The organism is Arthrobacter horti (genome assembly GCF_030731045.1).
Lineage (GTDB): Bacteria > Actinomycetota > Actinomycetes > Actinomycetales > Micrococcaceae > Arthrobacter_E > Arthrobacter_E nanjingensis.
Window position 1 is genome coordinate 17,398 of the sequence record NZ_JAVALS010000013.1, and the last position, 21,746, is coordinate 39,143.

At 69.0% G+C, this 21,746-nt stretch carries 15 protein-coding genes; 6 read left to right on the plus strand and 9 right to left on the minus strand.

Going from position 1 to position 21,746, the window contains the following annotated elements; genetic code table 11:
* Positions 1–47: 47 nt before the first annotated feature.
* The 3 genes from gatB to gatC are packed head-to-tail and all read right to left on the minus strand — an operon-like array spanning position 48 to position 3,382.
* The gene (gatB, locus tag Q9R02_RS14195) at positions 48–1,556 is read right to left on the minus strand and encodes an Asp-tRNA(Asn)/Glu-tRNA(Gln) amidotransferase subunit GatB (RefSeq protein ID WP_305997359.1); all 1,509 of its coding nucleotides are present in this window, start codon (positions 1,554–1,556) and stop codon (positions 48–50) included.
* Positions 1,556–3,082, minus strand: coding sequence for an Asp-tRNA(Asn)/Glu-tRNA(Gln) amidotransferase subunit GatA (gene gatA, locus Q9R02_RS14200; RefSeq protein ID WP_305997360.1), 1,527 nt, complete (start codon positions 3,080–3,082; stop codon positions 1,556–1,558). The genes gatB and gatA overlap by 1 nt, the downstream gene beginning before the upstream one ends.
* A gap of 3 nt (positions 3,083–3,085) precedes the next feature.
* The gene (gatC, locus tag Q9R02_RS14205) at positions 3,086–3,382 is read right to left on the minus strand and encodes an Asp-tRNA(Asn)/Glu-tRNA(Gln) amidotransferase subunit GatC (RefSeq protein ID WP_305997361.1); all 297 of its coding nucleotides are present in this window, start codon (positions 3,380–3,382) and stop codon (positions 3,086–3,088) included.
* A 101-nt stretch (positions 3,383–3,483) separates the two neighbouring features.
* Between gatC and Q9R02_RS14210 the strand changes: the two genes are divergently transcribed.
* Positions 3,484–4,029, plus strand: a complete 546-nt coding sequence (locus tag Q9R02_RS14210) for a GNAT family N-acetyltransferase (RefSeq protein ID WP_305997362.1) — start codon at positions 3,484–3,486, stop codon at positions 4,027–4,029.
* A gap of 95 nt (positions 4,030–4,124) precedes the next feature.
* Here Q9R02_RS14210 and Q9R02_RS14215 read toward each other — a convergent pair whose 3' ends face one another.
* Positions 4,125–5,576 (minus strand): CitMHS family transporter, encoded by a 1,452-nt coding sequence (locus Q9R02_RS14215; protein WP_305997363.1) that lies wholly within the window; start codon positions 5,574–5,576, stop codon positions 4,125–4,127.
* 183 nt (positions 5,577–5,759) lie between these two features.
* Between Q9R02_RS14215 and Q9R02_RS14220 the strand changes: the two genes are divergently transcribed.
* The 5 genes from Q9R02_RS14220 to Q9R02_RS14240 all read left to right on the plus strand — a co-directional run bounded on the left by Q9R02_RS14220 (position 5,760) and on the right by Q9R02_RS14240 (position 12,571).
* Complete coding sequence (locus Q9R02_RS14220) at positions 5,760–7,472, plus strand: sensor histidine kinase (protein WP_305997364.1); 1,713 nt, start codon at positions 5,760–5,762, stop codon at positions 7,470–7,472.
* Positions 7,469–8,149, plus strand: a complete 681-nt coding sequence (locus Q9R02_RS14225; RefSeq protein WP_305997365.1) for a response regulator — start codon at positions 7,469–7,471, stop codon at positions 8,147–8,149. The genes Q9R02_RS14220 and Q9R02_RS14225 overlap by 4 nt, the downstream gene beginning before the upstream one ends.
* Before the next feature lie 269 nt (positions 8,150–8,418).
* A complete protein-coding gene (locus tag Q9R02_RS14230) occupies positions 8,419–9,504 on the plus strand; it encodes a quaternary amine ABC transporter ATP-binding protein (protein WP_305997366.1) in 1,086 nt (361 codons plus the stop codon).
* A complete protein-coding gene (locus tag Q9R02_RS14235; RefSeq protein ID WP_305997367.1) occupies positions 9,501–11,558 on the plus strand; it encodes an ABC transporter permease in 2,058 nt (685 codons plus the stop codon). Before Q9R02_RS14230 ends, Q9R02_RS14235 begins: the two co-directional genes overlap by 4 nt.
* A 14-nt stretch (positions 11,559–11,572) precedes the next feature.
* A complete protein-coding gene (locus Q9R02_RS14240) occupies positions 11,573–12,571 on the plus strand; it encodes an ABC transporter substrate-binding protein (RefSeq protein ID WP_305997368.1) in 999 nt (332 codons plus the stop codon).
* Between the two features lie 57 nt (positions 12,572–12,628).
* Here the strand turns inward: Q9R02_RS14240 and Q9R02_RS14245 are convergent, their stop codons facing one another.
* The 5 genes from Q9R02_RS14245 to Q9R02_RS14265 all read right to left on the minus strand — a co-directional run bounded on the left by Q9R02_RS14245 (position 12,629) and on the right by Q9R02_RS14265 (position 21,701).
* Positions 12,629–13,132 (minus strand): GNAT family N-acetyltransferase, encoded by a 504-nt coding sequence (locus Q9R02_RS14245; RefSeq protein ID WP_305997369.1) that lies wholly within the window; start codon positions 13,130–13,132, stop codon positions 12,629–12,631.
* Positions 13,133–13,282: 150 nt separating this feature from the next.
* On the minus strand, positions 13,283–14,158 hold the full coding sequence (locus Q9R02_RS14250) for an inositol monophosphatase family protein (RefSeq protein WP_305997370.1): 876 nt from the start codon (positions 14,156–14,158) through the stop codon (positions 13,283–13,285).
* Positions 14,155–16,443: an NAD-dependent DNA ligase LigA gene (ligA, locus tag Q9R02_RS14255; protein ID WP_342006938.1), complete on the minus strand. Its 2,289-nt coding sequence runs from the start codon at positions 16,441–16,443 to the stop codon at positions 14,155–14,157. The genes Q9R02_RS14250 and ligA overlap by 4 nt, the downstream gene beginning before the upstream one ends.
* A gap of 117 nt (positions 16,444–16,560) precedes the next feature.
* Entirely contained in the window at positions 16,561–21,000 is a 4,440-nt protein-coding gene (locus Q9R02_RS14260) for a type VII secretion EssC family protein (RefSeq protein WP_305997371.1), read from the minus strand.
* Positions 20,997–21,701 carry a hypothetical protein gene (locus Q9R02_RS14265; protein WP_305997372.1) on the minus strand — a complete coding sequence of 235 codons (705 nt, stop codon included), beginning with the start codon at positions 21,699–21,701 and terminating at the stop codon, positions 20,997–20,999. Before Q9R02_RS14265 ends, Q9R02_RS14260 begins: the two co-directional genes overlap by 4 nt.
* Positions 21,702–21,746 lie beyond the last annotated feature (45 nt).

Sequence of the window (21,746 nt, forward strand, 5' to 3'; positions counted from 1 at the left end):
CGTTCAACGGTCGGAAACTCCGGGCCTCACCGAATTTCGAGGAAGAATCAGCCTTCCACGCCGAGCTTTTCGAGGATCAGCTCGCGGACGCGGCCGGCGTCGGCCTGGCCACGCGTGGCCTTCATGACACCGCCCACAATGGCGCCGATGGCCTGGACCTTGCCACCGCGGATCTTCTCCGCCACGTCCGGCTGGGCGGCCAGGGCGGCGTCGATCGCTTCGAGGAGAGGGCCGTCGTCGGACACCACGGCCAGGCCGCGGGCCGCCACGATCTCCTCCGGCGTGCCTTCACCGGCCAGGACGCCGTCCAGGACCTGGGAAGCCATCTTGTTGTTGATCTTGCCGCCGTCCACCAGCGCCGCGACCTCCACCAGTACGGCGGGCGTGATGCCCAGCTCACCCGGCTCCACCTCGGCGGCCTTGGCGCGGCCCACGACCTCACCCATCCACCACTTGCGGGCGGCGGCGGGCTTCAGGCCTGCGGCGACGGTCTCCTCGATCAGGTCCATGACGCCGGCGTTGACGACATCGCGGAACTCCAGGTCCGAGTAGGCCCAGGCTGCCTTGAGACGCTTGCGGCGCTCGGCCGGCGGCTCGGGCAGCGTCGCGCGCAGCTCCTCCACCCACTCACGCGAGGCGACAACGGGCACCAGGTCCGGCTCCGGGAAGTAACGGTAGTCGTCCGCATCGCTCTTGGGGCGGCCCGACGTCGTCGTGCGCGTGTCCTCGTGCCAGTGGCGCGTCTCCTGGACCACCTTCTCACCGGCCTCCAGGACGGCGGCATGGCGCTGGATCTCAAAGCGCACGGCGTGCTCGACGGCGCGCAGCGAGTTCACGTTCTTGGTCTCCGAACGCGTGCCGAACTTCTCCTGGCCGATCGGCTTGAGGGAGACGTTGGCGTCGCAGCGGACGTTGCCGCGCTCCATGCGGGCGTCCGAGACGCCGAGGTTCTTCACGATCTCGCGGACCGCGGCCACATAGGCCTTGGCCAGCTCCGGGGCGCGCTTGCCCGCGCCGACGATCGGCTTGGTGACGATCTCCACGAGCGGCACACCGGCACGGTTGTAGTCCACCAGGGAGTAGTCAGCGCCCTGGATGCGGCCCGCGGCGCCGCCCATGTGGGTCAGCTTGCCGGCGTCCTCCTCCATGTGCGCGCGCTCGATCTCCACGCGGAACACCTCGCCGTCCTCCAGCTCGATGTCCAGGTGGCCGTCGAACGCGATCGGCTCATCGTACTGGGAGGTCTGGAAGTTCTTCGGGGTGTCCGGGTAGAAGTAGTTCTTCCGGGCGAAGCGGCAGGTCTCGGCGATCTGGCAGTTCAGGGCCAGGCCGATCTTGATGGAGGACTCCACGGCGGCCTTGTTCACCACGGGCAGGACGCCGGGCAGGCCCAGGTCCACCTCGTTGACGTTGGTGTTGGGGTCATCGCCGAAGGCGTTCGGCGCGGAGGAGAACATCTTGGTCTTGGTGTTCAGCTCCACGTGCACCTCGAAGCCGAGCACGGGCTCGTACTTCTCGAAGGCGGAGTCGTAGTCCAGGATTTCGTCGACGGACATTACTTGGCACCTCCCAGGGCCTTCGAACCCAGCACCGGGGCCTGCGCCAGCAACGGGCCGCCCCACTTCTCTTCCAGCAGCGTCTCCAGCGCACCGGCGGCGCGGTACAGACGCTTGTCCTGACGCGCGGGCGCCAGGAACTGAATGCCCACCGGCAGACCGTCCTCATCCGCCAGGCCGCCGGGGATGGAGATGCCGGGGACGCCGGCCATGTTGGCCGGGATGGTGGCGACGTCGTTGAGGTACATGGCCAACGGGTCATTGAGCTTCTCCCCCAGCTTGAACGCCGTGGTGGGCGCCGTCGGGGAGATCAGCACATCCGCCTGGGCGAACGCGGCCTCGAAGTCGCGCTGGATGAGCGTGCGCACCTTCTGGGCCGAGCCGTAGTAGGCGTCGTAGTAGCCGGCGGACAGAGCGTAGGTGCCCAGGATGATGCGGCGCTTGACCTCAGGACCGAAGCCTGCGGCCCGCGTGGCGGCCATGACGCGCTCAATGGTCATGGGTCCCTCTTCCGGCAGGACGCGCAGGCCGAAGCGCACGCCGTCGAACTTCGCCAGATTGGAGGAGACCTCGGACGGCATGATCAGGTAGTAGGCGCCCAGCGCGTACTGGAAGTTGGGGCAGGAGACCTCCACGATCTCCGCGCCCGCGGCCTTGAGCAGCTCAAGGGACTCATTGAAGCGGTTCTCGACGCCGGTCTGGTAACCCTCGCCGTGCAGCTCCTTGATGATGCCGATCTTCAGGCCCTTGACGTCGCCGTTGCGGGCGGCGTCGGCCAGCCCGGCCCAGGACTCCTGCAGGGAGGTGGAGTCGAACGGGTCATGCCCGCCGATCACCTCGTGCAGCAATGCGGAGTCGAGGACGTTGCGGGACACCGGGCCGATCTGGTCCAGGGAGGACGCCATGGCGATGGCGCCGTAGCGGGACACGCCGCCGTAGGTGGGCTTCACGCCGACGGAACCGGTCACGGAGGCGGGCTGGCGAATGGAGCCGCCGGTGTCCGTGCCGAGGGCCAGGGGCGCCTCGAACGCGGCGACGGCGGCCGCAGAGCCACCGCCGGAGCCGCCCGGGATGCGGTCCAGGTCCCACGGGTTGCGGGTGGGGCCGTAGGCGGAGTGCTCCGTGGAGGAGCCCATGGCGAACTCGTCCAGGTTGGTCTTGCCGAGGATCGGCATCTTCGCGGCGCGCAGCTTCTTGACGACGGTGGCGTCGTACGGGCTGTGCCAGCCTTCGAGGATCTTGGAGGCCGCGGTGGTCGGCTGGCCGACCGTGACGATCAGGTCCTTGACGGCGATCGGCACACCGGCCAGGGCATGCAGCCCCTCGCCGGCGGCACGGGCGGCGTCGACTTCACCGGCGACGGCGAGCGCCTCCTGCGTGTTCACGTGCAGGAAGGCGTTCACCTCGCCGTCGACCTCCGCGATGCGGTCCAGGTGAGCCTGGGTGACCTCGACGGCGGAGAGCTCCTTGGCGGCCAGCTTCTCAGCGAGCTGCGCGGCGGTGGAGCGGATGATCTCCTGGTTCATGGCTTACTCCTCATCCAGGATCGCGGGGACCTTGAAGCGGTTCTCGGCGGCGTCCGGCGCGCCGGAGAGCGCCTGCTCCACGGTGAGGACGTGTCCCACCACATCCTCGCGGAACACATTGTTCAGCGGGATGGGGTGCGAGGTGGCGGGGACATCGGCCCCGGCGGCCTCGCTGACGGACTTCACGGAGTCGACGATGACGGCCAGTTCCCCGGCCATACGGTCAAGCTCCTCATTGCTCATCTCAAGGTGAGCGAGACGCGCCAGATGCGCGACGTCGTCACGAGTGATTGCAGCCATGGATCTCCCCTGCAATTGGTGAAAAGGTTTCCTGGCCAGTTTAGTCGTCAATCCGCGGCCCGCTTCCCACACCGCGGCGCGGTGGTTCCTAGGATGGAGGTATGCAACCGCGCCTGGAAGACGAAGTGCTCCGGATCCCCACCTTGGCCGATGTGCCTCGAATCCACGAGCTCTACAGCGACCCCCGGGTGTGGGAACACGCGCCGCGCGGCAGGCACGTCACGTTGGAGTCCACGCGTGCCCTGGTGGAGTACTTCATCACTTGCTGGGAACGGGACGGTTTGGGCCCGTGGCTGGTGGAGGACAAGGCGAGCGGACGGCTCCTGGGAACGTGCGGCTGCACGCTCCGGAACAACGCCCACTGGAACCTCGGGTACCGCTTCACGCCCGCGGCACAGGGCCGGGGCCTGGCGACGAAGGTCGCCCGGCTGGCTCTGGCCGCCGCGGCCGAGGCGAACGGCGCACTACCCCGGGTGGCCTCCATTCTGGAACACAATCACGCCTCCGTCCGGGTCGCCACCCGCGTCGGCCTCACGCTGCGGTTCCGCGGGAACGACGACGACGGCCAGGAACCGCACGCCATGAGGCTCCTCTACGCGGACCGCCGGCTGGATGAGGAGATGGTGAGCCTGGTGCTGGGGCGGTGAGAGGCCCTGCCAACACACTGAGTGCTCAGTTGTGGCGACTTCCCTCGGGGAAATGCCGCCACAACTGAGCACTCAATGATGGGGGGTGCCCGGCGTCAGTGCCCGATGCCGATGGCTCCCGTCAGCACGCCCACCACGAGCATCACCAGGGACACCACGGCGGAGCGCCACAGGACCTTCTTGTGGTGATCGCCCAGGTCCACCTTGGCCAGCGAGACCAGCAGGAGGATCGCAGGGACCAGCGGGGACTGCATGTGGAACGGCTGACCGGTGATCGAAGCACGGGCCATGTCCGCGGCGCCCAGGCCATAGTGACCGGCCGTCTCGCTCAGGATCGGCAGGACGCCGAAGTAGAACGCGTCGTTGCTCATGAAGAACGTCATGGGGATGCTCAGCAGGCCGGTGATGACGGCCATGAACGGACCCATGCTGGCGGGGATGATGTCCACGAGCCACTCGGACATGGCCTTCACCATGCCGGTGCCGCTCAGCACGCCGGTCAGGACTGCCGCGGCCATCACCATGCTCACCACGGCCACGATCGACTGCCCGTGTGCCACAAGCGCCCCGGCCTGATCCTTCACGCGCGGGAAGTTCACCAGAAGCGCGATCGCGGCACCCACCATGAACACGTACGGCAGCGGCAGCACATCCAGGACCAGCAGGACCATGATGGCTGCGGTCAGGGCGAAGTTGAACCAGATCAGCTTGGGACGCAGGGTCTCACGCGTGGGATCCAGCGCGGTGTCGGCCAGGGTGCCGGCGCCGGCGGAGGAGCCGCCACCGGGGGTGATCTTCTCCAGCAGCGCGGTGCGGGTGCCCACGCGGCCGCCGCTCGCCTTGGAGAGGGCGGAACCGTTCTTGACGTCGACGACGTCGATGGCCGTCCCGCCGTCGTACGCCGCCGCGGCGCCCCAGCGCTCCGGCTCGGCGACCATGAGACGCTTGCGCTCCATCAGGCCCAGGCTCCAGGAGAACACCAGGACCACCACGAGGCCGGCCAGCAGGCCGGGGACCATGGGCACGAAGACCTCGTTGACGTTGAGCTTCAGCGCGGAGGCGGCACGGGCCGTGGGACCGCCCCAGGGCAGGATGTTCATGGTGCCGTTGGCCAGGCCCGCCACACAGGTCAGGACCACGGGGCTCATCTTCAGGCGCAGGTACACGGGCAGCATGGCGGCCGTGGTGAGGATGAAGGTGGTGGAGCCGTCGCCGTCCAGGGAGACCGCCATGGCCAGGACCGCGGTGCCCAGGACCACCTTGGCCGGGTCGTTGCCCAGCTTGCGGAGGATGAAACGGACCAGCGGGTCGAAGAGCCCCACATCGATCATGGTGCCGAAGTAGATGATGGCGAACATGAGCAGGGCGGCCGTGGAGGTCATGGACTTCATGGACGTCATGACCATGTCCCCGATGCCGAGGCCGGCTCCGGCGAAGAGCCCGAAGATGGTGGGGACCAGGATGAGCGCCAGCACCGGCGTCATCTTCTTGGTCATGATCAGAACCATGAACACCGCGATCATGGCGAAGCCGAGCAGGACTGGCATCCGTGCGCTCCTTTGCTGAAAGTCGTCTGCGCCACACCGCTGTGACGCTCGCCACCACCGTAGGGTGGCGTGGATCACGCCCCGGGCTTAAGTGCGCTTGATCCGGGTTGAGCTTGTTGAGCGCGTTCTGCTCATTTAGCTCAGGGCGTTTCTGGGGTAGGCTCCCGTGCCGAAGGGGGTCCCATGCGAACACCGAAGTTCTCCACCCAGACGCTGCTGCTCCAGCTCGCCGTGGTGCTCCTGACCGTCCTGCTCTTCGCCGTGGCGGTGGGCGTGATCCTGATGGAGCGGATCACGCAGGACGCCGAACAACGGGCCCTGACACTCGCCCGGACCGTCGCCGCGCAGCCGGAGGTCCGCCAGGAGGTGGCCCGGATCAGTGCCAAGGAGGGCACTCCCCCGGCCTCGGACCTGGACGACGGTCCCCTCGAAGCACTCGCCGAATCGGCCCGGCAGCGCACCGGCGCACTGTTCGTGGTCATCACGGATGAGACCGGCGTCCGCCTCGCCCACCCCGACCCGCAGCGGCTCGCGGAGAAGGTCAGCACGGACCCTTCCGAGGCCCTCGGCGGCAAGGAGGTGGTCACCCGCAACACCGGCACGCTGGGCCCCTCGGCAGGGGCGAAGGTCCCCGTCTACTCCCCCGGCCGCGCTCAGGGCGGGCCCGACGGCGTCGTCGGCGTCGTGAGCGTCGGCTTCGAGCGGGAGCCACTCGGCCAGGCACTGCTCGAGTCCTCGGCGCCGGTGGCACTGACGGCGTGCGGAGCGTTCGCAGTCGGGGTGTTCGCGTCCATGCTGCTGCGCAAGAGACTCCGGCGGCTCACCCTGGGCATGGAGCCCGAGGAGCTGACCACGCTGGTCCAGGACCAGGTGGCCGTCCTGGAGACGACACATGAGGGCGTGATCGGCATCGGCCGGAGCGGCCGGATCACCGTGGTCAACGCCACCGCCCAGGAGCTCCTGGGCCTGCCGGCACTGCACGGCGCGGTCTGGTCTGATGCACCCGTCCCAGAAGCCCTCCGCACGCTGACCCGCGACGACGCCGCCGAGGAGGATGTCCTGGAACTCGTGGCCGGGGCACGCGTCCTGCTGGCCACGGCGCGCAAGGCGGTGCACGACGGCGAGGACCTCGGCTGGGTGGTCTTCCTGCGGGACCGCACGGAGCTGGCGCAGCTGACGCGGCAGCTGGAGTCGGTCAGCACCATGAGTTCGGCGCTCCGCGCCCAGCGCCACGAGTTCGCCAATCAGCTGCACACGATCACGGGTCTGCTCGATCTCGGCGAGACGGGGCGCGCGTCCGAGTACGTGCACCGGCTCGTGCAGACCGGGCCGCTGGAGTTCCCCGTTGACGGCCTGGAACGCCTGTCCGAGCCGTACCTCCAGGCGTTCATCGGCGCCAAGGGCATCCGGGCCCGCGAGCGCGGCGTGGCATTGCGGATCGGCGAGGACACCTTCGTCCGGGGCGCGGTCAAGGCGCCCCAGGACGTGACCACGGTGCTGGGCAATCTGATCGACAACTCCATCAACGCGGCCGTGTCCGCCACGGACGTGGACCCGGCAGACGGCCGCTGGGTCCGGGTGGACCTTCTGGATGAGCCAGGCCCGGTACCCACGGACGGCTCACCCCGGCTGGGGACGCTGCACGCCGTGGTGGCCGATTCCGGGGACGGCGTGGCCGAACCGGAGCGCCTGTTCGAGGAGGGATACACCGCCTCTCAGGTTCCCGGCCAGGGGCTGGGACTCAAGCTCGCCCAGGAGCTGGCCCTGCGCCGCGGCGGCGAGCTCAGACTGCTGGAGGCCGGGGGCGCGGCATCCGCGGGAGCCGGGTCCGGTGCGGTGTTCGCCGTGCGGCTGCCCACCGCGATGATCTTCGATGTTCCCCAGGAGGACGTATGAGCCAGGATTTCACCGTGCTGATCGTGGACGACGACTTCCACGTGGCCTCCCTGCATTCCAGCTACGTGGCGTCCGTCCCCGGTTTCACGGTGGCGGGGCACGCGGGAAACGCCCAGCAGGCCCTGCAGGCATTCCACTCGCTGCGCCCGGACCTGGTACTGCTGGACGTCTATCTGCCGGACGGCTCCGGCCTGGACGTGCTGCGGCAGCTGGACTGCGACGTCATCATGCTCAGCGCCGCAGCGGACGCCACGTCCCTCCGGATGGCGTTCCGCCGTGGCGCCCTGGCCTACCTGCTCAAGCCGTTCGGACCGGAGGACCTGGCGCAGCGGCTGCGGTCCTACGCCCGGTACCGCCGCTTGCTGGACCGCGCGACGTCGCTGGACCAGGAGGCGGTGGAGCGGGCACGCCGGGCACTGCTGGGCGGGGAGGCCGCCGTGGTCGCGGCCCCTGCTCGCACCCGGAGCGCCACGGAGCAGACGATCCTGGAGGCCCTGGCCGGCGCGGCGGGCCGGCCCGAGGCCCTCTCAGCCCTGGAGGTCGCCCGGCAAGTGGGCGTCTCCCGCGCCACCGCCCAGCGCTATCTCTCTGCACTGGCCGACGACGGCGCGGTGGGGATCCAGCTGCGCTACGGCACCACGGGGCGTCCGGAGCACCGCTACGCGCGGCGACCGTAACGTCCCCGATTGTTACCTGCCACCCTGTCCCAATCCGTTGACCCCGCCCGGGGGCGACTGTAACCTGAGTCACACATAACTGATATATCAAAGATGTATCAGCGAGAGATTACTCTTCGGACAGGAGTGCAGATGTCGATGAGTGAGACCGGCCCAGTTGTGGCAAGGCCCCGCCTCGTTTCCCAAGATCCGCCGGCGACGCCATCGTCCGGGCCACGGCGCCCCACGCAGCCCCGAACGCCACAACTCCCCCACGTCAAGGAGCCGTCATGAGCGCCTCAGTCATCGAACCCACCAGCTCGCGGCGCGCCGCAAGACAAGAAGACGGCAACCGGCCGGCACTCAAAGTCGAGGGCCTCTGGAAGATCTTCGGCCCCAAGGCCGACAAGATCCTCGGCACACCGGATGCACAGCTCAGCCGCAAGGAGCTGCAGAGCAAGACGGGCTGCCTGGCGGCCGTGAAGGACGTCTCCTTCGAGGTCGCGCGCGGAGAGGTCTTCGTGGTCATGGGCCTGTCCGGCTCGGGTAAGTCCACCCTGGTGCGCCTCCTGACCCGGCTCATCGAGCCGTCCGCCGGAACCGTCACGATCGACGGTGAAGACGTCACCCAGGCGAGCAAGACCAAGCTCCGCACCCTGCGCAGGAACCACATGGCCATGGTGTTCCAGCAGTTCGGCCTGCTCCCCCACCGCAAGGTGATCGACAACGTCGCCTACGGCCTGGAGGTCCGCGGAGAGGGCAAGGCCGCGCGGCTGGCCCGCGCCCAGGAGATGGTGGACCTGGTGGGGCTGTCCGGTTATGAGCGGTCCTTCCCGGACCAGCTCTCCGGCGGCATGCAGCAGCGCGTCGGCCTGGCCCGCGCGCTCGCCGTGGACCCCGAAGTGCTCCTCTTCGACGAGCCGTTCTCCGCCCTGGACCCCCTCATCCGGCGCGACATGCAGAACGAAGTCTGCCGCCTGCACGAAGAGGTGGGCAAGACGATGATCTTCATCACCCACGATCTTCAGGAGGCTCTCAAGCTCGGCGACCGCATCCTCATCATGCGCGACGGTGAGATCGTTCAGATCGGCACCCCGGCAGAGGTCGTCGCCAATCCCGCGGACGACTACGTCCGGGACTTCGTCTCCGAAGTGCCCCGCTCCCACGTGCTCACCCTGCGGTACGTGGTCCGCCCGCCCCGGCCCGGAGAGGAACTGGACGGCCCCGTCATGCAGGCCGACCGCATCGTCCGCGACGCGGCCCAGCAGGTTCTGCGTTCCTCCCAGCCGGTCCGGGTCTTTGACGGCGAAGACTTCCTCGGCGTCGTGGACGATGACGACATCCTGCGCGTGGTCGTGGCCGAGGAAGCCCCGTGAGCACGGTCACCAGCGCCCGTGAGCGCAAGGCCGGCCCAGCTGTGAAACCTCCTGCTTCCTCCACCGAGGCGCGCAGTGCCTCAGTGCTGAGCACCCTCCGACGGCAGTGGCGGCGGACGCTGCTGGTCGCCGTCGTGCTTCTCTGGGTCGTCCTCTGGGCGGTGCTGCACGGCACGCAGACGCTGGAGATCGGCGGCGCGGACAAGACGGACGTCCACCTGTGGCTCAACAGCGTCCGGGATGCCTTCGACTCCGCCCGCACCAACTCGGCGTTCTTCGAGTACGTGGTCCAGCCCATCACGGACGGCGTCAACGGCCTCGTCACCTTCCTCCAGAGCCTCTTCAGCCAGGGGACCGCGACCCGGCCGGTGCCGCAGGTGGGCTGGCTGGGCGTCGTGGCCCTCCTCGCCTGGCTGACGTTCACCTTCGCCGGGATCCGTTCCATGATCCTGGTCGCCGTGTGCGTGCTGCTGTTCGGCTTCTTCGGCTACTGGCAGCAGAGCATCGACACCCTGATCGTCACCTTCGTCACGGTGGTCCTCTGCGCGGTCGTCGGACTGCCGCTGGGCATCTGGATGGCCCGCAGCAAGCGCGCCTCCTCGGTCCTCACTCCCGTGCTGGACCTCATGCAGACTCTGCCGTCGTTCGCCTACCTGGCCCCGCTGGCCCTCGTCTTCGGCATCGGCCCCGCTGCCGCGATCGTCACCACGATCATCTACTCGCTCCCGCCGCTGGTGCGCATCACCGAGCACGGCATCCGGAACGTCTCCCCCACCACCCTCGAGGCGGTCACCTCGATGGGCGGCACGGCCTGGCAGACGCTGGTCAAGGTGCAGCTGCCCATGGCCCGCCGGACCATCGTGGTCGGCATCAACCAGTGCACCATGGCCGCGCTCTCCATGGCGACCATCGCCGCCCTGATCAACGGCCCGGGCCTCGGCCAGCCGGTGCTGCAGTCACTCCAGTCCCTGGACGTGGGCGGCGCCTTCGTCTCCGGCCTGGCCATCGTCCTCATGGCCGTCATGCTGGACCGCACGACGACGGCGGCCTCCGAACGCTCAGTCGTCGCCGCGCGCTTCCAGAAGCGTTCGCGCTCCGGGCTGATGCCGGGACCGAAACGCCGGGTCACCATCGTGACGATCGGTGCCGTACTGGCCGGCGTGGCCGTGTACCTGTCCCACAGCTACCTGGCCCTCGCCCAGTTCCCGGCCTCCCCGGACCTGGGATCCCCGCTGGCCAGCGCCGTATCCAATGCCACCCAGTGGGTGGTGAACACCTTCGCCGGGTTCACCGGCTGGCTCAAGGACACGGTGACGGCGGCCCTGGTGGATCCGCTGCAGTCCCTGCTGGCGCAGGCCCCGTGGTGGGTCATGGTCATCGTCCTGCTGGGCGTCGCGCTGGCCCTTGGAGGGCTGCGCGCCGCCGCGGTGACCGTGGTGTGCGAGGCCGTCATCCTCGGAACCGGTCTCTGGAACGAAAGCATGAAGACCCTGGCGACCACCCTGGTGGCCACCCTGCTGGTCATCGTCGCGGCCATGGCCCTGGGTGTGTGGATGGGGCGGAGCAAGATCGTGGACTCGGCCATCCGGCCCATCCTGGACGCTCTCCAGACCATCCCGTCCTTCGTCTACCTGGTTCCGGCGCTGGCCCTGTTCGGGCCCACCCGCTTCACGGCCATCATCGCGGCATTCTGCTACGGCGTGCCGATCGCCACCAAGCTCGTGGCCGACGGCATCCGCGGGGTCTCCCCCGTCACCGTCGAGGCGTCCGAATCCATGGGCACCACCTCCTGGCAGATGATCTCGAAAGTCCAACTGCCCATGTCCCGCTCCGCGGTGGTCCTCGCGGCCAACCAGGGTCTGCTCTACGTCCTGTCCATGGTCGTGGTCGGCGGCCTGGTGGGCGGCGGCGGGCTCGGCTACCTGGTGGTCGCCGGCTTCTCCCAGTCCCAGCTCTTCGGCAAGGGACTGGCCGCCGGCATCGCCATCACCGCCCTGGGCGTCATGCTCGACCGAATCACCAAATACACCGCGGCCCGCCTGGGCCGTGACTGACAAAGGAAAACGCCATGAAGAAATGGATTGACAAGCGCGGGGGCGCTGGACGACTGAAGAACAGTGCCCTTGCAGCGGTCTTCATGACAGGTCTGCTCGGACTCACGGCCTGCGGAGGTGACATCTCCGCCGCCGGCTCATCCGGCGGGGCTTCCGGTGCGGCCGCCGCCTGTGGCACCTTCAACGTCGCCGTGAACCCCTGGGTGGGCTACGAGGCGGACGCCTATGTGGTGGGCACCGTGGCGAAGCAGAAGCTCGGCTGCACGGTGAACTACAAGACCCTCAAGGAAGAGGTGGCCTGGCAGGGCTTCGGCAGCGGTGAGGTGGACACGGTCCTGGAGAACTGGGGCCACCCCGAGCTGACGGACAAGTACATCACCAAGGACAAGACCGCCGTGGACGCCGGGCAGACCGGCAACACCGGTGTGATCGGCTGGTTCGTTCCGCCATGGATGGCCAAGCAGTACCCGGACATCACGGACTACAAGAACCTCAACAAGTACGCCGATCTGTTCAAGACCTCCGAATCCGGCGGCAAGGGGCAGCTGCTGGACGGCGACCCCTCCTACGTCACCAATGACGAGGCGCTGGTCAAGAACCTGAACCTGAACTTCAAGGTGGTGTACGCCGGCAGTGAGCCCGCGCTCATCCAGGCGTTCCGGCAGGCCGAGCAGAACCACACCCCGCTCATCGGCTACTTCTACGAGCCGCAGTGGTTCCTGAACGAAGTCCCGCTGGTGAAGGTCAACCTGCCGGCCTACACGGCGGGCTGTGACGCGGACGCCGCCAAGGTGGCGTGCGACTACCCGAAGTACGATCTGAACAAGATCGTCTCCAGCAAGTTCGCCTCCTCCGGGAGCCCCGCCTACAAGCTGGTGAAGAACTTCAACTGGACCAACGCTGATCAGAACGCCGTCGCCGGCTACATCGCCAAGGACAACATGAGCCCGGAGGCCGCGGCCAAGAAGTGGATCGACGCCAACCCGGACAAGGTGGCGGCCTGGCTCAAGTAGCCGGACAGCACCCTCACGACGTGGGGCCCGCACCGATGGTGCGGGCCCCACGTCGTGTCAGATGTCCATGCGGTACACCAGCAGCTTCGCCTCGCCATTGGGGGTCCACCAGTCCCGCTCCGGGACGCGGGCGAAGCCGAACGCCCGGTACAGGCCGTGCGCGCTCTCCCAGGTCTCGCCCGTGGTGAGGGAGACGGCGGAGATGCCCGGCCGGCGTCGCGCCTCATCCAGAATGGCCTGGACCATGGCGCGGCCCGCGCCGCTGCGCTGAACGGCGGGGTCGACCACCAGGAGCCGGAACTCGAGTTCGCCCTCGCGTGCGATGTCCGCCCAAGGTTCACCCTCGACGGCGAGGGTCACGGAGCCGATCACGGCGCCGTCGCGCTCGGCCACCCAGATCTCGGCCACCTCGGCACGCGCGTCCACCTTGCGGATGCGCTGGAGGTATGGGAACTCCGGATCCGTGAAATACCCGGCCGAAAGGTAGGCGTCCTGCGTGATGCGGGCGATCTCAGGGTAGTCGGCAGGGACGGCGGGGCGGATCAGGATCTCAGACGGCACCTGTCAATGGTAGTCGCCTCCCGCCCGCACCATGAGGTCATGGTGCCGTCCATCACACTCCGCCGGCCCGGGTGCACCGTACTCGTGGCAAGGCCCGGCGGGATCGCCGAACTTCGGATGGTCCGGGGCTGAAAAGACCCACGACCCGGCTCAGAGCGGGAAGCGGCCTGCGTCCTCCAGGGCCCCGGCGCAGGTCCAGGCCGCCAGACGATCGGCATCGCTCGGCCCGCCCTCGAGGGGAGTGGGCAAGGCCGGACGGCGCACCCAGCAGCCCGCCTCCTCCGCGATGAGGGCTCCGGCGGACCAATCGTGTTCGTTCAGGCCACGTTCGCCGTAGCAATCGTGGGTTCCGTCGGCCACAAGGCAGAGGTCCAGCGCAGCCGAACCCAGCCGCCGAAGGTCCGCCAGGCCGTCCAGCAAGGCTGGGACGAACGCCGCCTGCTCGGCCCGCACCACGGCGTCGTACGCGAACCCGGTGGCGACGATCCGGCCGCGGGCACCGGCCGGAGGGCCTGACAGCCGGCGCGGCTCCGGGTTCCCGCTCGCGGCATCCAGCAGCCACGCTCCCCCACCGTGGGTGGCCCAGTAAACGCGCCGCAGGGCGGGTGCGTCCACCACGCCGGCCAGCCAGCGCTCGCCCCGGCCGTCCTCGGCAGGTCCCGCGACGGCCACGCTGGTGCCGAAGTACACGATGTTGCGGATGAAGTTGGTGGTGCCGTCCAGGGGGTCGATGGACCAGCGGTAGCCGCTCGGGGTCCCGGGCGCCGTGGTGCCGTACTCCTCGCCGGTGATGACGTCGTGCGGGCGGAGCCGGTTGATCACGGCACGCACGGCGTTCTCCGCCTCACGGTCGAAGGCGGTCACCCAGTCGTTGTCACTGGACTTGTTGTCCGCCTGGCCGGTCACGTCCTCCTGGCTCAGGGAGGCCCGGCGGGCCAGGACGGCCGCGCCTGCGGCCGCTGCCTCCCGTGCCACCTCGAGCAGTTCGTCCGCGGAATCCCCGGCGGGGACCAAGGCCTCGCTCATGCCTCGGCGCCTTCGCTGACGGCCTCGTCCGTGGCGGCTTCAGCACCATCCTCGGACTCCTCCGTGGCGAACGCGGCCGGGCCCTTCTCCAGGAGAAGCCGGAAACCGTCCTCATCCAGGACCGGGACGCCGAGCTGTTCGGCCTTCTCCAGTTTGCTGCCCGCCGCCTCACCGGCCACCACGAAGGACGTGTTCTTGGAGACCGAACCGGCCGCCTTGCCGCCGCGGATGATGATGGCCTCCTTGGCCTGATCCCGGCTCAAGGTGGGCAGGGTCCCGGTGACCACCACGGTCAGGCCCTCCAGCGTCCGGGGCGTGGACTCGTCCACCTCGTCCGCCATGCGCACCCCGGCGGCCGCCCAGGCTTCCACGATGGCCACGTGCCAGTCCTCGGCGAACCACTCCTTGACCGCCGCCGCGATGGTCGGTCCGACGCCGTCCACATCGGCCAGCTGCTCCTCCGTGGCGGCGCGGATGGCGTCCATGGACCCGAAGGCGGTGGCGAGGGCGCGGCTGGCCGTGGGGCCCACGTGCCGGATGGAGAGGGCCACCAGCACCCGCCACAAGGGCTGGGACTTGGCCTTCTCCAGTTCCGTGAAGAGCTTCTTGGTATTCGCCGTGGGTCCGGCCGGGGTCTTGGCCGTGCCCTGAGTCCAGAAGTACGGCTTGAGCTCCCAGACGCCGGTGCCGGCACCCTTGGAGCGCTTCTCACGCCAGACCGTGACCTCGCCGAGCGCGGCCCGGAGGTCTTCACCCGCGGTTTCGGAGGCGAGGTCGAACACGCGCGCCTCATCCAGCAGGACGCCAGGCCCGGTCGCCTGCACGGCACCACCGGTCCCGGCGGGATCCTGCCCCGGCCCTGCGGTCAGGGCGAGCGCCGCCTCATCACCCAGCGCCTCGACGTCGAACGCCCCCCGCCCGGCGAGGTGCGCCACCCGCTGGCGAAGCTGCGCGGGGCAGGACCGTGCATTGGGGCAGCGGAGGTCCACATCTCCCTCCTTGCCCGGGGCGAGACGGGTGCCGCAGGACGGGCAGGTGGCGGGCATGACGAATTCACGCTCGGATCCGTCCCGCAGGGCCAGGACCGGTCCCACGATCTCCGGGATGACGTCTCCGGCCTTGCGCAGCACCACGGTGTCCCCGATCAGCACGCCCTTGGCCTTCACCACGTCCTGGTTGTGCAGAGTCGCGCGGGCCACCGTGGAGCCGGCCACCTTGACAGGCTCCATCACGCCGAAGGGGGTGACGCGGCCGGTGCGCCCCACATCCACCTGGATGTCGAGGAGCTTGGTGTGGACCTCCTCCGGAGGGTACTTGTAGGCCACCGCCCAGCGCGGGACGCGGGAGGTATGGCCGAGCTGACGCTGCTCGTCCAGCTGATCTACCTTGACCACGATGCCGTCGATCTCATGGATCAGTTCGTGCCGCTTCTCGCCGTATTCGGCGATGAATGCGAGCACGTCATCAAGGGTTTCCAGGACACGGAAGTACGGGCTGGTGGGCAGGCCCCAGTCCTTGAGCAGGGCGTAGAAATCCGACTGGGCGGTCAGGTCCAGGCCCTCATGGCGGCCGATGCCGTGGACGTACATGGAAAGCGGGCGCTTGGCGGTCTCCGCGGGGTCCTTCTGGCGGAGCGAGCCGGCCGCGGCATTGCGGGGGTTGGCCAGCGGGGCCTTGCCCTGGGCGATCAGGACCTCGTTGTACTCCTCGAACGCCTTGGACGGGATGAAGACCTCGCCGCGGATCTCCACCTCGGCCGGGTGGCCGGTGCCGGAGAGTTCCCTCGGGATCTCCTTGATGGTCAGGACGTTGTGAGTGATGTCCTCGCCGGTGGTTCCGTCGCCGCGGGTGGCCGCACGGACCAGCTTGCCGTCACGGTACAGGAGGTTCACCGCCAGGCCGTCGATCTTCAGCTCGGTGAGCCAGCGCGGGGCGGCCAGGCCGAGGTTCTGTGTGCTGGCGAACGTCTTCTCCACCCATGCGGTCAGCTCCTCGAGGGAGAAGACGTCCTCCAGGCTGTACATACGGCTCAGGTGCTCGACGGCGGCGAACGCCGCGGAGACCTCCCCGCCGACCTCCTGGGTGGGCGAGTCATTGGAGACCAGTTCAGGGTGCAGCGCCTCGATCTCCTCGAGGCGGCGGTACAGCTCGTCGAACTCCGCGTCACTGATGAGGGGCTCATCCTGCTGGTAGTACGCGTACCGGTATCGGCGCACGTCATCCGCCAGGCGCTGGTACTCATCGCGCAGGTCTTCCGCCGGGGTGTTCTCCACGTTCTCGCTCACGCCTCTAATCCTGCCACGGGGGTGTGACAGCGGAAGGGCGTAACGAAAAGGCACTTCGTCGCAGTCCCATTCAGGAACACTGCGACGAAGTGCCGTTTCGCGTCAGGGCAAGGAAGCCTACGCCTCCGGCGGGAGCGCCACCTGCACCTTGCGGGCCTTTCCGCGGGCGATGAGGTAACCGCGGCCCGGGATGAACTGGTCCTTGATACGGCCCAGCCCCGTGCTGAGCAGCGAGTCGCCGTCCATCTCGCCCGGGTTGACCAGGAGGCCACGCCGCGCGGACTTGAACGGCTGGGCCAGCTGCCACGCGGAGGACCAGGTGGACGTCTCCGAGTCGGCCACCACCCACTGCCCGGACTTGATGGACTCCGTCACCAGGCGGGCCACGCCGGGCTCCGCCATGGAGTCCGTGAACTCGGTCAGGCCCTCCACGAAGATCGCCACCCGGCCCGGACGCTCCTGAGCGAACTCCAGGACCTCGTCCACGCTCATCTCCACATCGTCCGGTCCGGCATACGCCTTGTCCCAGACGGACAGCTTGGACACCGCGGAACGCCTCGACCCCAGGTAGATGGCCGTGCCGCCCGGGTTGGACTTCTTGTAGGCGTGCGCCAGCGTGACCAGCGCCGTGGTGCGGCCGGAGCCGGGAGGGCCCGCGATCATGAACGCACCCTCGCACGGCACCTGGGCCGCCGTGAGCGTCTCATTGTCCACACCGAACGCCGCCATGCCGGGCCCGGCCATCGGCAGGATGCCGAGTTCCACGGACTCAGGAAGCCGCTGGATGCCCGGCGCCTGCGGGATCCCGCGCCGTAGCATGGACTCCCGCAGCTTCTGCAGACCACGGGCCTGCAGCGCCAGGTTGGGCGTGCCGCCCAGCACCGCCAGCTGCACCTCCAGGCCGTCCAGGATGCCGCGGCCGGGAGGGGAGGTGTTGTCCAGCACGTCCTTGTCCACGTCCAGTGCGATGTAGTCGTCCACGACCGAAAGCCTCAGCACCAGGCGCTTCTGAATGGACGCCAGCAGCGCCGTCGGGACGGACCCGGGCCGGTCGCCCGTCACCACCAGGTGGATGCCCAGCGGGCGGCCGTCCGTGGCCAACTGGAGGAAGATCTCCCAGATGCCCAGGTTCGGCGAGTACTCATAGGACTCGCGGAACGCGCTGATGCCGTCAACCATGACGAAGATCCGCGGCTCGTCCGGACGCCCGGCCAGCTTCCGGTACTCCACGATCGTGGACGCCTTCACCTCTGCGTAGCGGCGGGCACGGTCATCGGTGATGTCCCGCAGCCAGCGCAGCAGACGCCCCACCCGCTCCTCGTCGTCGCCGTCGATCACGGCGCCCACGTGCGGCAGCACCTCTAGCATGCTCAGACCCGCGGACCCGCAGTCGATCCCGTACACCTGCACGGGACCGCCGGCCGGGGTGACCGCCGCGGCCACCGCGATGCTGCGCAGCGCCGCGGACTTGCCGGAGCCGCCCGTGCCGAAGATGGCCATATTGCCGTCCCGGTCCGGCCGGTAGAACACCAGCGGCTGGTCCTGATGCGCCGCGTTGTCGCCCACACCCAGCAGCAGTTCTTCATCGGTGAGCGGCCCCTGCAGCCGGGAGAAGTCGTACGCGGACGCCAGCACGGGCAGCCACGGCTTGCGCGGCGGCTCGATCTCCAGCAGCTCCGCCGCCTTCACGATCGTCTGCGTCATCCGCGCGATGTCGTTCGGTCCCGACGGCTCCGGCTCCGGCTCGCGGAGCGACGCGTCCAGCTCCCAGGTGGCCCCGGCACCGAAGTTCATCTCCACGATGTCGATCTGCGGCCGCGGCGGACGGTCCGTGGTCCAGCCACCGGCGTACCCGGTCTGGAAGCCCTGGAGGCGGCCGGGTCCCGTCTTGGCCGCGGCACGGCCCGGGATGGCCGGGTCGAAGTACGCGGCCATCGGGTCGCCGATCACGTCCGTGGCATCATCAACATCGGCCATGCGCAGGGCCACGCGGAGGTTCGTGTTGGCACGCAGGCTGCCGCGGATCACACCGGACGGCTGCTGCGTGGCCAGGATCAGGTGCACGCCCAGCGAGCGGCCACGCGCGGCCACGTCGACCACGCCGTCCACGAACTCCGGCATCTCCGTGGCCAGCGCGGCGAACTCGTCCACGATGATCACCAGATACGGCGGAGCCTCCGGGTCCGCCTCCCGCTGCATCGCCAGCAGGTCCTTCGCCTTCTTCCGGTTCAGCAGCCGCTCCCGGTAGTGCAGCTCGGCCCGCAGCGAGGTCAGCGCACGGCGCACCAGGTGCGGCGACAGGTCCGTCACCAGGCCCACCGTGTGAGGCAGCTGGACACAGTCGGCGAACGCGCTGCCGCCCTTGTAGTCCACCAGCAGGAAGCTGAGCCGGTCCGGGCTGTACGCGCTGGCCATGCCCATGATCCACGACTGCAGGAACTCGGACTTGCCGGCGCCCGTGGTGCCGCCCACCAGGGCGTGTGGGCCTTCGTTTTTCAGATCCAGGAACATCGGTTCGGAGCCCTTGGAACCCACCAGTGCACGCAGCGTGCCGTTGTCCTTGCGGTTGGGCCTGGCGGTGGAGTGGACGGAGTTGTTCTCCTTCCACCGCTCCCCCACGGCGTTCGCCGAATCCAGCAGCTCCTTGCCCAGCAGGTTCACGAAACTGACGCTGCGCGGCAGGTTCGAGTCATCCTCCAGCGGGCGTCCGACGTCGACGACGGACGTCAGCATGCGCGCCAGCTGCGTCGCGAGCTGCTCGTCCACGCTCTCGCAGCTGACGGGGAAGCTGTGCCGGCCCAGCCGGACCTGGCCGGTGGTGGCGCCCTGGGCGCCGTCGACCATCATGAAGTCGCGGCAAGCCGCCGGCAGCGACTGGACGTCCGCGGCCAGCCACATGATGTGCACGCCGGTGTCCGCACCGCGCTCCACCAGGCGGGTCAGGCGGCCGCGGTCCACCGGCGCGTCGTCCTCCACGATGACCAGCACCTCCGGGACCACCGGGGCCGGCGGATCCACCAGCTCGTCCTTCAGCTCGCCACGCGGCGCCGGGATCGGCTCCCGGCGGTCGGCGGAACGGGCGTCGACGAGCGCCTCGAGGCGCTCCAGCAGCGCGGTTCCGGCGGCCTGGCCGGCGGCCAGGTGGTCACCAGGGAGGGGACTGTGGCCGGAGCCGACGTGCGGCAGCCACTTCAGCCAGGACCAACGGTCCTTGGAACGTGCCGACGTCATGGCCGCCACCACCAGCTCCGCCGGGGAGTGGAGACCGACCAACTGGATGACCAGGCCACGGGCCACCTCGTCCATCACGCCGCGTTCCCCGGCCACGCCGAACGAGCCGGAATGCCTCAGCTGCGAGACCAGCGGCACGCCGTCGATGGTGGCGAAGTACTGGATGGCCTCCTGGATCTCCCGCGCGTACACGGCCTCCGTGTCCCGCTCGCCCGGCTCTTCGATCTGAACGCGCGACGGCGCGGTGCCCAGTCCCAGCCGCAGGGACAGGAAGCCGCGGTGCTCGGTGCGGTGCGTCCAGAGCAGCGGGCCGAGGCGGTAGATGGCGTCCACCGTGTCCGCGACGGACGGTGTCTCCTGCAGGCGCACGGAACGCTCCACCTTGTGCAGCTCCGTCATCTCCTCACGGAACTGGGCCATGCCCTCACGGAACTTCCGCAGCTGCTCCTTGAAGCGCTTGCCCGTGTGCCGCTTCTGCTCCCACCAATGGCCCACCGCGAACAGGGGCATGAGTGCCATGAAGACCACACTGGTGATGTTCTGGGTGATGGCGAACAGCGCCGCGCCCATCATGAGCGGGAGCAGCATCATCAGGATCGGGAAGGGTTCGTGGTCCCGCGGCTGCGGGCCCTTGGGCGGGACCTTCTTCCGGACGGGGAAGCGGGCCACCACGCGGGGCGAGCGGTTGAAGTCCACGGTGGGCTGGGTGGCCACGGCCGCCTGGTTCCGCTGGACCGTGATGACGGAGATGGTGGTGTCACCCAGGGTGATGGTGTCCGAAGAGCCCAGGACGGCTCGCGTGACCGGCAGGCCATCCATGAGGAGACCGTTGGCGGAGTTCGTGTCCACGATCTCCACACTCTCCCCCACCAGGATCCTCGCGTGCCGCTTGGAGGTCAGAGGGTCACTCAGCCGGATGTCGCTGTCCCGGCCGCGGCCGATGTAGCTGGTGCCGGACGGCAACGGGAACTCCCGCCCGGCGTCCGGGCCGGACAGCACACGCAGTGTCGCGACGGCGGGGCCGCCGGCGTTCCGGTGCGTGGCGAAGGCCTGGCTGACCGGGGCGATGGACACGGCAGAGCCGGGCCGGAGCCCGGATTCCAGGAGTTTGGCCTCCGGGTCCAGGACCTGACCGCGGGTCGCACCGCCCACATAGGACTCCTCCACCAGGAGGCTCAGGGTGCCGGGCGCCTCGGCGGTATTCCGCTCCGGATCGGCCAGCCGCAGCTCCCTGGCGATGTCTGCCACGGTGGCGGTGCCGTCCACGGTGACGGCCAGGTCCTTGCTTTCGAGGTCTCCTCGGCGGAGTGTCAGGCGGAGTTTCACTCGCCGGCCTCACCTTTCATCTTGTCCAATAGGGGCAGGTCCGCGGCGGTCACCAGATGGGAGGTGACGGCATGCTCCACCAGACGGGCGCGCCGGTTCATGGCGAGCTTGCCTCCCCCGCCCCGCAGGCCGGCCACCCCCACCCGGTCCAGCTTGTCGCAGACGTTGTCCAGCTTGCGGTTGAAGCGGGTGAGCGCCCAGCCGAGCCGGCGGGCCGCCTCGGCGGAGCTGGGGATCGCGCTGAACCCGGTCCCTTCACGGCGCAGCATGGGCTCGGCGAGGGCCACGATCAAGGCCTTCTGCGAGTCCGTGAACACCACGGGGCCGATCGTGGTCTCCCCGTCCGCCTCGGCGTCCTGCGCCTGGTGCTTGAACGCCGGGGTGCGCAGGTGAACGGAGAACTCATAGGTGGTGGGGCCGGCCGTGAACACCACGGTGGTGAGCCCGAACACCAGTGGGATCCTGGCACCCGGGGCCAGCCACGCCTGCATCCCGCCGGAGCCGTCTGCGATGGTGGCTGAGATCATGGAGCCGACGTTGCTCAGCCACCAGATCCCGTCGTAGCGGGCCACCTCCAGGAAGCGCCGGTGCAGGTACGGGTTCTCATCGATGGCCAGGTCGCCCTCGCGCCCGATCCCGAACGCGGCGTCCTGCGCCGGCTCGAACCACTCCCCGCAGTAGTCGATGGCGAGCTCGGTCATCTCTGTCCCCTTGTCAGTGCGGTCCCTTCCGGTCCCCCGGTCATG

Bases quoted from the DNA above. Each gene is read 5' to 3' on its own strand.
- gatB (WP_305997359.1), bottom strand. From the start codon at position 1,556: ATGTCCGTCGACGAAATCCTGGACTACGACTCCGCCTTCGAGAAGTAC.
- gatA (WP_305997360.1), bottom strand. From the start codon at position 3,082: ATGAACCAGGAGATCATCCGCTCCACCGCCGCGCAGCTCGCTGAGAAG.
- gatC (WP_305997361.1), bottom strand. From the start codon at position 3,382: ATGGCTGCAATCACTCGTGACGACGTCGCGCATCTGGCGCGTCTCGCT.
- Q9R02_RS14210 (WP_305997362.1), top strand. From the start codon at position 3,484: ATGCAACCGCGCCTGGAAGACGAAGTGCTCCGGATCCCCACCTTGGCC.
- Q9R02_RS14215 (WP_305997363.1), bottom strand. From the start codon at position 5,576: ATGCCAGTCCTGCTCGGCTTCGCCATGATCGCGGTGTTCATGGTTCTG.
- Q9R02_RS14220 (WP_305997364.1), top strand. From the start codon at position 5,760: ATGCGAACACCGAAGTTCTCCACCCAGACGCTGCTGCTCCAGCTCGCC.
- Q9R02_RS14225 (WP_305997365.1), top strand. From the start codon at position 7,469: ATGAGCCAGGATTTCACCGTGCTGATCGTGGACGACGACTTCCACGTG.
- Q9R02_RS14230 (WP_305997366.1), top strand. From the start codon at position 8,419: ATGAGCGCCTCAGTCATCGAACCCACCAGCTCGCGGCGCGCCGCAAGA.
- Q9R02_RS14240 (WP_305997368.1), top strand. From the start codon at position 11,573: ATGAAGAAATGGATTGACAAGCGCGGGGGCGCTGGACGACTGAAGAAC.
- Q9R02_RS14250 (WP_305997370.1), bottom strand. From the start codon at position 14,158: ATGAGCGAGGCCTTGGTCCCCGCCGGGGATTCCGCGGACGAACTGCTC.
- Q9R02_RS14265 (WP_305997372.1), bottom strand. From the start codon at position 21,701: ATGACCGAGCTCGCCATCGACTACTGCGGGGAGTGGTTCGAGCCGGCG.